The sequence below is a fragment of the Nonomuraea rosea genome (genome assembly GCF_039539705.1).
Lineage (GTDB): Bacteria > Actinomycetota > Actinomycetes > Streptosporangiales > Streptosporangiaceae > Nonomuraea > Nonomuraea rosea.
Map to the genome: position 1 here is coordinate 74902 of NZ_BAABDQ010000037.1, position 12366 is coordinate 87267.

Consider the following 12366-nt stretch of genomic DNA (forward strand, 5'->3'; position numbering starts at 1 on the left):
CTGGTCTCCCTCTGTCATGGCCGGTCGTGAAGGCTCACGGGGTGCGCGCCGTTACGAGCGCACAGTTGAGCGGGTTCTTCGCCGACTTGTGGACCATCGGCTTCGCACCCGAACCCGCACCTGCGCAGAGGGGGTGTCGGTGTGGGGGTTGTGTCCTGGGAGCAGGCCTTCTCGCCTTCGCCGCGTGCTTCAGCGGCTCAGGGCGTTGGACCCTGGAGGGCTTCGTGACGCGCCTTGGCGGCCCCGGGCGGCCGCGTGGGAGGGATGCGGAGGGCGGCGACGTGCTGATCGTGGCGGCCGGGGTCGGTCTCCTGGTGGCACGTGCGGGAGGGCTGCCGGCTGAGGTCAGGAGGTGGCGCGGGCCGTGGCTTCGGAGAGGGCCTTGGCGAAGGACAGGACGTGGGTGACCGCCTCAGGACCGTCGGCCGCCTCGCTGACCCTGAGTGACAGGTCGTCGGCGGTGATCGCGCCGGTGTAGCCGTGGTCGGCCTCGCAGTTTTCGTCGCCGCACGTGGCCGGCTCCAGGTCCACGTGGGAGATGGCGCCCCAGCCGATCGTGAGCGTCGCCTCCGTGGGAGGGACGCCGGGGACGTAGGAGGCGGGATCGGGCACCACGCGGGTGACGGCGACCGACTGGACACGGCTCAGGCGCACGGCCTCCGTGGTCGTGGAGGCGTGAGACGTCGAGACGCCCTCCACCGCGGGATGCTCGTCGGTGTGGCAGACCAGCAGCCGCGTCGTCGACAGCACCAGGACTGTGACGTGCCTGCGGACCTCCATGGCAGGATCGAAGGTGGCCTCGTGATGGACCACGAACGCGGTCACAGCCTCCTTACCCAGCGCGGATTCGACCGCATCGGTGACGAGGTCGGGGTAGTAGCCGCTGCGCTCGATCGCTTCACGCAGGCCCGCGGCTGAGATTCGGGTTTCCCTCATGGCTCCATCCTGCCAGGACCGGGCAGTGCACTCACCCGCCGGATATAACGCTCTATAACGTCTTTTATTCGCTCATCACGGTGCACATAGGTTCACTTCATTCGCTGAGAGCGAATCAGGAAAGCCTGCGTGGTCCGCCGTCCAGCCGGGGTCCCGCCGGAGTGCGCAGGGTGGCCCTGGCGCCGAGGACGATGACGCTCGACTCGCCCACGAGGACCTGGTCCAGGTCGAGGCGGGCCAGCTCCGGCAGGTCGTTCGCGAGGCGGCCGACGCGTACGAGGAGGTCTTCCAACGCGTCCACCGCCACGGGCGGGTAGCCGTACTCGCCGAAGAGCAGCGGAGCCGCCCGTACGGAACGCACCAGGGCGGCGGCGTCCTCCCCGGTCAGCGGCGCGAGGCGGAAACCCTGGTCGAGCAGGAGGCGCGCGGTCACCTCGCCGAGCCCGAACGAGACCACCGGACCGAACGCCGGGTCCTCGATCACGCCCACCACGGTCGGCACGGCCGGCTGCGGCGCCATGCGCTGGACCGCCAGCTCGACCTCCTCCCCGAGCTGGTCGGCGAACCCGGCGTACGCGTGGCACACCATCTCCGGGCCGGTCAGCCCCAGCCGGACGGTGCCCGCGCGGCGCGAGGCTCCCGGGCCGGCCACCTTGAGCACCACGGGCCAGCCGAGCCGTTCGGCGGCGGCGACGGCCTCGTCGGGTGAGCGCACCACCTCGGACGGCCAGACGGTCAGGCCGTAGCAGGACAGGAGCTCGGTGGCGTCGATCTCGACCGGCGGCCCCGGCTCCGCGAACACACTCGACACCCCGTTGGTGGCGGGGTCGGAGGCAGCCGCTGGACCGGAGGCTGGGGTCGAGGCGGGCGCCTGGGCGGAGGCTGAGGTCGGCGCAGAGGCGGTCGGCGGGTTGCTGGGGTCGGGTGTGGAGGCGGCGGGCGCGGGTGAGGGGTCCGCAGGGCCGGGTGACGGGTGTGCGGAGGTGTCCTGGGGGTCGGCGGGCGTCGTTGCCTGGGCGGCGGGGGCACTGGACAAGGTGGTGTGGACCAGGGCCCGGGCGCGGTCGGTGTCGAGGTCGTCGAGCTCGGGCGGCGGCACCGCCGGGTGTGCGCGCCACGTCGCGTAGCGGACCACGTGGGCGAGGGCTCGTACCGCTTCCTCCGGCGCCGCGTACGACGGGATGGAGCCGCGCGACGGCGTCGCGCCCGAGGTGGCGGTGGACGTCGATCGGACGCGCAGGGCCGGGTGCATGCCCAGATGCCCGCGGAACGTCGTGAGCACCGGCTTGTCGGCGTCCATCGAGGCGCGCAGCAGCTCGGCGGCCACCTCGTCCGTCTTGCCGGGGATCGGCGGCATGTAGATCACGACGGCGGCGTCCACGTCGGCGGAGGACAGCTCGCCGGCCAGCGCCGTACCGTATTCGGCGGGCCCGGCGGCCGCGCCCAGGTTGACGGGCGGCCGGGGCTCCAGCCCCGCGGCGAGGCAGGCGTCGGCGGCGAGCAGGCCGAGCGCGTCGGAGTTCGTCACGACCGCGACCCGGGGGCCGGCCGGCAGCGGCTGGTAGGCCAGGAGCTGGCCCACGTCGAAGAGCTGGATGAGGTCGTCGACCCTGATCAGGCCCGCCTGCGCGAAGAGCGAGCTGATCGCCGAGTCGGGCAGCCCGAGCTCCTCCGCCGAGTGCCCGGCCGGGGTGCCGCCGCTCTTGACCACCACGATGGGCTTGCTGCGCGCGGTGCGCCTGGCCAGCCGGGTGAACTTGCGCGGATTGCCCAAGGACTCCAGGTAGAGCAGGATCACCTCGGTCGAGTCGTCCTCCTCCCAGTATTGGAGCAGGTCGTTGCCCGACACGTCGGCCCTGTTGCCCGCGGAGACGAACGACGAGATGCCCATGCCGCGCTGGGCGACCCGCTGCAGCAGCGCGGTGCCGAGCGCGCCCGACTGGCTGAAGAAGCCCACCTTGCCCCTGCCCGGCACGGTGGCGGCGAGGGTGGCGTTGAGCTTGACGGCCGGATCGGTGTTGGCGATGCCGAGGCAGTTGGGGCCCACGACGCGCAGGCCGTAGGAGCGGGCGAGGCGGGCCAGCTCGTCCTGCCTGGCCCGGCCCTGCGCGCCGGTCTCGCGGAACCCGGAGGAGACCACGATCAGCCCGTGGACGCCCTTCTCCGCGCATTCCTTGACCACGTCGATCACGCTCTCGGCGGGCACGGCGACCACGGCCAGGTCCACGTCACCGTCGATCGCGGTCACGCTCGGGTAGGCCCGCACGCCCGCCACCGCCCGCACCTCGCGGTGCACCGGGTAGACGGGGCCGGTGAAGTCGGCGGCCAGCAGGTTGCGGAGGACGGTCTGGCCGACGCCGCCCGGCTCGCGCGAGGCGCCGACGACCGCGACCGAGCCGGGGGCGAGCAGCCTGGCGATGGATCTGGACTCGGCCCGGTGCTCGCGGGCGGCCGTCACCTCGGCGGAGGTGTCGGTGGGGGTGAGGTCGAGCGTCATGCGTACGACGCCGTCCTCGAACTGGCTCTGGGCCGTGTAACCGGCCTGGCGCAGCAGGCCCGTCATCCGCATGTTGGCGGGCAGGACGTCGGCGATGAAGCGTTCGATGCCGCGCTCGCGGGCCGTGGCCGCCAGGTGCTCCAGGAGCACGGAGGCCACTCCCCTGCCCTGGTGCGCGTCCTCGACGAGGAAGGCCACCTCGGCCTCGCCGGGCCCGGTGCGGTCGTAGCGGATCACCGCCACCATCTCGGTGCCGAGGGTGGCGATCAGCGCGACCCTGTTGACGTAGTCGACGTTCGTGAACCGCGTGACTTCCTTGTCGGACAGCCGGGGCCGCGGCCCGAAGAACCGGAAATAGATCGACTCGTCGGACAGGCGCGAGTAGAACGAACGGAGGCGATCCGCGTCGGCGGGCCTGATCGGGCGGACGTGCGCGGTGCCACCGTCGGCCAGGACGACATCGGCCTCCCAGTGGGCCGGATATTGTGCCTCCACAGTGTTGAGCGTAAACCCGCATCCCAAATGCCAAGACCCAGGGGGCCTGTTGGGCAACGCTTGTGCATCGACTGCTGCCCGGTGTGATGGGTCCGCCCCACGGGCAGCCCGGAAGCTGTTAGTTTTGCCGTGGCCAGGCTCGTTCTGAAGGCAGCAAGGTGGTGACATCATGACGCGGGTCGTCGTGGTGGGCGATCTCATGACCGACGCGGTCGCTCGCGCCCGTTATGCACTCGCCAGGGCGAGCGACACCCCGGCGATCGTGACCATGCACGGCGGCGGTTCCGGGGCGAACATCGCCTCGTGGCTCGCCGTCGAGGGTGCCGAGGTGGCCTTCATCGGCCGCAGAGGCGCCGACATCACGGGGCGCAACCGCGACATGGAGCTGATGGGCTACGGCGTGGACGCCCGGCTCGTCATGGATCCCGAGCGGCCGACCGGCACCTGCGTGGTGCTCGTCACGCACAAGGGTGAGCGCACGATGCTCTCCGACCCGGGCGCCAACGCGGCGCTGTCGCCGGAGGACCTGCCGCGTGACCTGTTCACGTCCGGCACGCATCTGCACCTGTCGGGTTACACACTGATCAACGAGGGCTCGCGTGACGCGGGTCTCGCGGCACTGGAGATGGCACGCCACAACGGGATGTCGATCTCCGTCGACTGCGCGTCGTCCGCGCCGCTGGACCGCACGGGAGCGGAGCCGTTCCTGGAGTGGACCAACGGGGTCAAGCTGCTGTTCGCCAACATCGATCAGGCGAAGGTGCTGACCGGGCGCGATGACGCCGAGGCCGCCGCGAAGGTGCTGACGGCGTGGTTCCCGCAGGTCGTGATCAAGATGACCGCCGAGGGCGCGCTGTGGTTCAGCAACGGCCGGCCCGAGCCTGTGCACGTGGCCGCCGAGCCGGTTGACAAGATCGTGGACGGGACGGGCGCGGGTGACGCGTTCTCCGCCGGGTTCCTGCCGCCGTGGCTCGAAGGCAAGCCGCCGGCCGAGGCGCTGGCCTCCGGTTGCCGGCTGGCCGCGAAGGCGATCATGCACCTGGGTGCCCGTCCTCCGTTCTAAGGACCGCCGCGAAAGTGGATCACTCGGGTGATCCGCTTTCGCGATGATCTGGCGACCCCTGAACGTGCTCAGGTGGTAGATACGGGTGATGAACGAGCCGGCCGCTGACGTGGTTCAGCCTGCGATGCTCCGGCGTCCCGTGGATCCTGCCCGTTACGGGGGCGTGGTCCGGCCGGACAAGACCGTGCGGTGGGCGGCGGACGAGCTCGATCAGGTCAGACAGCTGCGTGGGCGACCTCCGGACGCGTGGCCGACGTCGGCCGCCCTGCCCGAGTCGCTGGACCGGCTCGCCGGGTGGCTGACCGAGCTGGGCTGGGACGATCTCGCCTGTCTGGCGCGCAGGGAAGAGCTGGCGGTCTATCGGACGTTGCCGGGGCCTGGCCCGTTCACCGGCCGGATCGTCCGCGCCTTGATCGCGTTACGCGGCAGCCTCATGGAGTGCGGGCGGCATGAGGAAGCACTCGAAGTGGTCGAGGAGCTCCTACGGCTGACGGAAACCGGCCGGGCCGCGCAGGCGGAGGCCCCGGACGCGCGCTACTGGCGGACGCTGCTCCTCGCGAGACTCGGCCGCGACCAGGAGGCGGTGGAGTCCGCGGCCGAGGCGGTGGCAGAGCTCCGCGAACGGCTGCGGCGCGCCGGGGCCACGTCGGTGGGCTTCGAGCTCATCCACGCGCTGACCGCCCACGCGGATCGGCTGGACCAGGTGGGCCGCGTCGCCGAAGCCGCCGAAATGAGCGCCGAGGTCATGGCGGCTTGGTGGAAACAGGCCGGCTCGACGATTCAGTTCCTCCATGCGCTGGACCTGTGCAGCGAACGGCTCGTCCGGAGCGGCCGGCCCGAACAGGCGCGCGCGTGCATCGTCGAAGCGATGACAAAGCTGCTTCGCCGCGAGCGTGACACGTCCCACGCCAGGGTCTGGCACAACCTCGGCGTCCGCCTGCTCGCGCTGGGGGCGGCGGAGGCGGCGCTGACCGCCGGGGAGGAGGCGGTGCGGCTCTATCGCGACAGGGCGTGCGCCCATCGGGAGCGGCACCGGGAGCTGCGGGCGGAGGACGACTGGGACGACGATCACCGCTACTCCGAGGCGTACCTGCTCAAGCGGCGGCGCGAGGAGCTGAGATCCTCGCGGAAGGAGGTGCGTCGAGCCGAGCAGGACCTGTACGACGCCCTGCTCGCCCTGAGCGCCTGCCTGCGACAGGCCGGCCGCCTCGACGATGCGGCGGCGGCCGGCGCCGAAGCCGCCGCTCTCCTCGGCTAGTGACCTTCCGAGCGGAACGTGCGGCGCTATCGTGGGACATGTCATGAAATGGCGCGCCGGATAAGCCTGAATGAGGAGCCGGATGCAGGGCGTGCGTCCCTTGAGGCCAGGCGACCCTGCGTCGGTTGGCCCCTACGAGGTCGTCGGCTTTCTCGGCGAGGGCGGTCAGGGCAGCGTCTATCTGGGCGTCTCCCCCTCCGGCGAGCAGGTCGCGATCAAGCTGCTGCACGCCCGGTTCGCCGAGGACGAGCAGGCCGTACGCCGCTTCCGCCGCGAGGCCGAGGCGGCGCGGCGGGTGGCGGAGTTCTGTACGGCGCGGGTGCTCGAAGTCGGGACCGTGCACGATCAGCCCTACATCGTGGGCGAGTACGTGGACGGGCCCTCCTTGCAGGACCACGTCGCCAAGGACGGTCCGGTGCGTGGCGCGTCGTTGATGCGGCTGGCGATCACCACGGCGACGGCACTGGTCGCCATCCACGGGGCCGGGGTGGTGCATCGGGACTTCAAGCCCAACAACGTGCTGCTGGGGCCGGACGGGCCCAGGGTGATCGACTTCGGGATCGCGCGGGCGCTCGATCTCAGCCAGAGCATGACGACCGGGATCGTGGGGACGCCGGCGTTCATGGCTCCCGAGCAGTTTCTCGGGGAGGCGTCGCCGGCCAGCGATGTGTTCGCCTGGGCGGGGACCATGGTGTTCGCGGCCACGGGACGGGGGGCGTTCGGGCAGGGGGCGCTTCCTGTGGTGATGCATCGGATCCTCAACCTCGATCCCGATTTGTCGGGCGTGCCCGGGGAGCTGGCGCCGCTGCTGTGGGCCTCGCTGGCCAAGGATCATCGCTATCGGCCCACGGCTGAGCAGCTGATCCGGGACCTGATCCGAGCCGGCACCGCCCCACCACCGCCCGCTCCGGGACCGGCTGGCGGGAGCGGCGCGCACCCAGCGAGAAGCGGTGCTGGGAGCGGCCCGCACCCGGCGGGAGACGGTGCCGGGAGCGGCCCGCATCCAGCGAGAAGCGGCTCCGGGAGTGGTCCGCATCCGGCGGGAGGCGGCGCCCAAGGCCACTCCGCCGAGCGGGCCGGGGCGCACCCGCGCACGCACGACCGCGCCCGGACACCGTGGCCGGGCAGCGCGCCCAGCCCACAGGCGGGCAACGGCCCCAGTCCGCATGCGGGCGCCGGCTCCCGCCCATGGGCGCCCGCTGGGATGGGGACGCCTGGGCCGGTCGGGGTGGCCACCGTTCCGCCGGTCAAGCGGCTGCGGAAGGCATTGGTCCCGGTCGGCGCGGCGGTCACCGCCCTGACCGTGGGGGCCGCGATCTGGCTGGTCCTCCAGGCCGATCCGCCGTTCGTCCCGTCCCCGAAGCCGACCTCCACCGCAACCCAGGCGGCGGGCGGGTTCGGCGCGGCGGTGGCCGCCGTCGCGAACCCGTCCGCGAAGCGGGGTGGGACCCTGCGCATGGTCTCCACGGCCTCCCTGGAGTCCACCGACCCGGGGAACATGTACCTGCCCGTCTCCGTGAACCTCGTCAGGCTGTACGGACGTTCGCTGACGATGTTCAAGCCGGCTCCGGGAGCCGAAGGCACGAAGGTCGTACCGGATCTGGCCGAGGCACTGGGGGTCCCGGGCGACGGCGGCAAGACCTGGACCTACAAACTGCGACAAGGCGTGAAATATCAGGATGGGACGTCGATCAGCTCCAAGGACGTCAAGCACGCCGTCCTCCGCAGCATGGACGAAGGCCTCGCCAACGGCTCCAGCTACTTCGACCTCCTGCTCGACCTGCCCACCGGCTACAAGGGCGCCCACAAGTCCCCGAACGCGAACACCGACTCGGCCATCACGACGCCCGACGACCGCACGATCGTGTTCCACCTGAAGGCGCCCTACGCCGCGTTCGACCAGGTCGTCCAGCTCCCCGAGACCGTCCCGGTGCCGGCGGCGAAGGACACCGGCGACAAGTACGGCGGCGACGTCGTCTCCTCCGGCCCGTACAAGTTGGAGAGCGTGACCGACACGAAGGTCATGCTCGTGCGCAACGACCAGTGGGACGTCGCGACCGACCCCAACCGCAAGCCGCTCCCCGACCGCTACGAGGTCGAGTACGGGGTGCCCGCGGCCGAGGCCACCAAGCGGCTCACGGGCAGCACGGCCGACGTCGGCCCCAGCCTCCTGCCGGAGGAGACCCCCTCGGTGCTCGGCGACCCGGCGCTCAGGAAGCGGGCGGACGAGCCGCTGACCACCACCGTGCGGATGCTGGCGATCAACCCCGAGGTGCCGCCGTTCGACAACGCCGACTGCCGCCGCGCCGTCGTCCAGGCCCTCGACCTGAACGCCCTGCGCGCAGCCTACGGGACCGACCGGCAGCAGGCCCCCACGTCGCTCCTGCCGCCCACGATCACCGGCCGGCACGAGCCCGACCCGAACCTCAAGCCCGGCGGCGACCCGGCGCTCGCCAGGAAGTCGCTGCAGGCGTGCGGGCACCCGAACGGGTTCGCCGCCACCTACGTCTATCGTGACCTGGCGGCCGAGACCCGCGCGGCCGAGATCGTGCAGGACTCTCTCCACAAGGTGGGCATCGAGATCAAGCTCGAACGCGTCCCGATCGTCGAGTTCCACCGGAGCTACGGCGGCAGCCCGGACTACCTCAAAGAGCACAAGGTGGGCTTGATCGCCAAGAGCTGGGCGCCGGACTGGCCCGATCCTGAGTCGTTCCTGTCGTCGCTCGTGGACAGCAGGCAGATCAACGAGAAGGAATATTCGATCAACGTGAGCGTGCGCGACCCGCGGATCGACGCGCTCATCGACCAGGCCAAGGCTGAGCTCGACCCTACCCGGCGGGCCGGCAAGTGGTCGGAGGTGGAGTCGATGGTGGCGGAGGAGGCCGTGCTGGTCCCGCTGGCCTGGCAGAGCCCCCTCCTGCTCCGCGGCCAGAGGGTCACGAACGTCCACGTGAGCCCGATCTTCGGCACCTACGACCTGCTCACGATGGGCGTCACACCGTAGCGGGCGTCACGAGGTGGTGGCCAGGGCCAGGGGCAGCACGGCCGGGGCGCCCGCGTGGCGCACCAGCGCCGCCGCCAGCGTCATCGTCCACCCCGTGTCGACGCGGTCGTCGATGAGCAGGACGGGCCCGCCGCACTCGGCGATCGCGACGCCCAGGTCCTTGGGCATGGCCAGCGTGCCCCTGATCGCCTGCACCCGCTTGGCGCTGTTGAACTGCTGCCCGGGCGGCCCCGCCCGATAGCCCAGCTCGCCCAGGTAGGTCAGCCGCCCGACCTGGGCGAGCCGCTCCGCGAACCCGCGTACGAGCTGTGGCCGCGTCGCCGACGGCACGTTGACCACGGCGACCGGCCGCTCGCGCCAGTCCCAGGCCGACAGCACCTGCACCACGGCCTTGAACATGTCGTCGGCCATCGGCCCGTCGGCCGCGCCGAACAGCTCGCGCAGCCGGTTGCCCCACCCGATGTCGGTCAGCCGGCCGAGCGCCTTGCCCGGCTCGGCGCCCAGCTCGGCCTTGATCCGCCCGGACAGGTCGGACAGCCCGGTCGGCCACTGCTTGCGGGCCTCGATCTCGACGCCGGGCCTGCTCAGCCGCTCGCGGGCGGTCTCGACCGCCTGGGCGCCGATGTCCGCGGAGCGGTGCCGGCCGGTGCAGTTGTCGCAGCGGCCGCACGGCGTGGCGGTGTCGTCGTCGAGATGCCGGCGCAGGTATTGCTCCCTGCACTCGGAGGTCGTCAGGTAGCCGAGCATGGCCTCCTGCTCGGACCTGCGCTCGGCCGCGATGCGGGTGTAGCGGTCGGTGTCGTAGGCCCAGGGCTCGCCGGTGGCCTCCCAGCCGCCCTTGACCCGCCTGACCGCGCCGTCCACGTCGAGGACCTTGAGCATCATCTCCAGGCGGCTGCGGCTGAGGTCGACGGCGGTCTCCAGCGCGGGGGTGGACATCAGGCCGCGCTCCTCGAGGGTCTGGAGCGTGGTGCGTACGACGGCCTCCGGCGGGAACGCCAGCGAAGCGAAATAAGCCCAGATATCGCGATCCTCGGTGCCGGGCAACAGGATCACCTCGGCCCGTTCGACCCCGCGCCCGGCCCGGCCGACCTGCTGGTAGTAGGCCACGGGCGACTGCGGCGCCCCCACGTGGACCACGAACCCCAGGTCGGGCTTGTCGAACCCCATCCCCAGCGCGCTCGTCGCCACCAGCGCCTTGATCTTGTTGTTGAGCAGCGCCTCCTCGGCCGCCAGCCGCTCGGCCGGGTCGGTCTGACCGGAGTAGGCGGCCACTTCCAGCCCCTGCTCGCGCAGGTAGCCGGCGATCTCGTGGGCGGCGGCCACGGTGAGGGTGTAGACGATGCCGGAGCCGGGCAGCTCGCGCAGCGTCTGGGCCAGCCAGGCCAGCCGCTCCTCGGCCGACGGCAGGCGGACGACGCTGAGGTGCAGGCTCTCGCGCTCCAGCGGCCCGCGCAGGACGAGCGTGTCACCGGGGGCTGGCTCGCCCCCGACCGGGGCGGCCTGGCCGGGCAGGCGCATCTGCTCGGCCACGTCGCGGGTGACGCGGGCGTTGGCGGTGGCGGTGGTGGCGAGGACCGGGATGCCCGGGGGCAGGTCCTCGAACAGCGTGGCCAGCCTGCGGTAGTCGGGCCTGAAGTCGTGACCCCAGTCGGAGATGCAGTGGGCCTCGTCCACCACGACGAGCCCGGCGCTCTCGGCCAGCTCGGGCAGCACGTTGTCGCGGAAGTCGGGGTTGTTCAGGCGCTCGGGGCTGACGAGCAGCACGTCGACCATGCCGTCGGCGACCTGGCCGTAGACCTCTTCCCACGCCTCGGGGTTGGCGGAGTTGATCGTGACGGCCCTGATGCCCGCGCGCTCGGCGGCGGCGATCTGGTTGCGCATGAGCGCCAGCAGCGGCGAGACGATGACCGTGGGGCCCTCGCCCAGCTCGCGGAGCAGGGCGGTGGCCACGAAGTAGACGGCCGACTTGCCCCAGCCGGTGCGCTGCACGACGAGCACTCGGCGGCGGTCGACGACGAGCGCCTCAATGGCGGCCCACTGGTCGTCACGGAGCTTGGCGTGGTCGCCCGCCAGCGCCCGCAACCGCTTCTCGGCCTCTTCGCGCAGCATCGCCACATCGGGGGCTTCAATCATGCCCTCCTTGTTATCAGCTTTCTCCGACGAAAAACGCACGCATGCGCGCGCGACCGCCGTCAAAGCCCGTCAAACACCCATCCGGTACGGCGAGCAGAGGTGCGTCAGTGGTCCGCGTGCTCGGGGAAGGCGTTGATGGTGACGCGGTGCATGCGGCGGCGTTCGGTGTAGTCGGCGACCGCGTAGTGCTGCGTCGGGCGGTTGTCCCAGAAGGCCAGCGTGCCGGGCCGCCACCGCAGCCTGAGCTGGTACTCCGGGGATCTGATGTGGTCGATCAGCATGGGCAGCAGCGCCTCGTTCTCCCGGTCGGTGAGCCCCACGAGGCGGGTCGTGGACGAGCGGTTGACGAAGAGGGCCTTACGCCCGGTCTCGGCGTGCACGCGCACCACGGGACGCTCGATCGGCGGCCACTTCGCCTGGACCTCGGCCAGGTCGAACGGGTGCCCCTTCGAGATCGCCTTCCGCATCGACATCGTGATGTCGTGCGTGGCCGTCAGGTCGTCGCACAGCCGCTGCAGCCACGGCGAGAGCGTCTCGTACGCCAGGTACGTGTTCGCCCAGCACGTGTCCCCGCCCACGCTGGGCAGCTGGACGCAGCGCAGCAGCGAGCCCATCGGCGGCGTGGGCTCGAAGGTGTTGTCGCTGTGCCACTCGTCCCCGCCCTCACCCTTCGGCGAGGTCTGGTCGAGCACGTGGATGGGGCTGTCGGAGTCCTTCTTGAAAGCGGGATGGTTGAGGGAGCCGAAGTTCAGGGCGAACTGCAGGTGCGTCTCGTCGTCGAGCTGCGTGTCACGGAAGAACAGCACGAGGTGCTTGAGCCAGCCCGCCCGCAGGGTCTCGACCTCTTCCTGCGACAGCGGCTTGCGCAGATCGACCCCGGTGACCTCGGCGCCGATGTGCTTGGTCACGGGATGAAACTCGATCATGACGCCTCCGGAGACGGGGTGAACGATGCTCCGAACGTAGCTCCCAAGCAA

7 protein-coding genes are annotated in these 12366 nt (G+C 71.4%); 3 read left to right on the forward strand and 4 right to left on the reverse strand.

Annotated features, from left to right (window positions below):
- Positions 1–345: 345 nt before the first annotated feature.
- Positions 346–936: a DUF5998 family protein gene (locus ABEA43_RS51085; protein ID WP_345573457.1), complete on the reverse strand. Its 591-nt coding sequence runs from the start codon at positions 934–936 to the stop codon at positions 346–348.
- A 115-nt stretch (positions 937–1051) separates the two neighbouring features.
- Positions 1052–3928, reverse strand: a complete 2877-nt coding sequence (locus ABEA43_RS51090; protein ID WP_345573459.1) for a bifunctional acetate--CoA ligase family protein/GNAT family N-acetyltransferase — start codon at positions 3926–3928, stop codon at positions 1052–1054.
- Positions 3929–4097: 169 nt separating this feature from the next.
- Between ABEA43_RS51090 and ABEA43_RS51095 the strand changes: the two genes are divergently transcribed.
- The 3 genes from ABEA43_RS51095 (at position 4098) to ABEA43_RS51105 (ending at position 9253) form a co-directional block, all read left to right on the forward strand.
- The gene (locus tag ABEA43_RS51095; RefSeq protein ID WP_345573461.1) at positions 4098–4991 is read left to right on the forward strand and encodes a carbohydrate kinase family protein; all 894 of its coding nucleotides are present in this window, start codon (positions 4098–4100) and stop codon (positions 4989–4991) included.
- A 139-nt stretch (positions 4992–5130) separates the two neighbouring features.
- A complete protein-coding gene (locus tag ABEA43_RS51100) occupies positions 5131–6249 on the forward strand; it encodes a hypothetical protein (protein ID WP_345573463.1) in 1119 nt (372 codons plus the stop codon).
- A gap of 91 nt (positions 6250–6340) precedes the next feature.
- On the forward strand, positions 6341–9253 hold the full coding sequence (locus ABEA43_RS51105; protein ID WP_345573465.1) for an ABC transporter substrate-binding protein: 2913 nt from the start codon (positions 6341–6343) through the stop codon (positions 9251–9253).
- Positions 9254–9259: 6 nt separating this feature from the next.
- Here ABEA43_RS51105 and ABEA43_RS51110 read toward each other — a convergent pair whose 3' ends face one another.
- Both ABEA43_RS51110 and ABEA43_RS51115 read right to left on the reverse strand, forming a co-directional pair.
- Positions 9260–11389, reverse strand: coding sequence for a RecQ family ATP-dependent DNA helicase (locus ABEA43_RS51110; protein ID WP_345573467.1), 2130 nt, complete (start codon positions 11387–11389; stop codon positions 9260–9262).
- A gap of 104 nt (positions 11390–11493) precedes the next feature.
- The gene (locus tag ABEA43_RS51115) at positions 11494–12315 is read right to left on the reverse strand and encodes a TauD/TfdA dioxygenase family protein (protein ID WP_345573469.1); all 822 of its coding nucleotides are present in this window, start codon (positions 12313–12315) and stop codon (positions 11494–11496) included.
- Positions 12316–12366 lie beyond the last annotated feature (51 nt).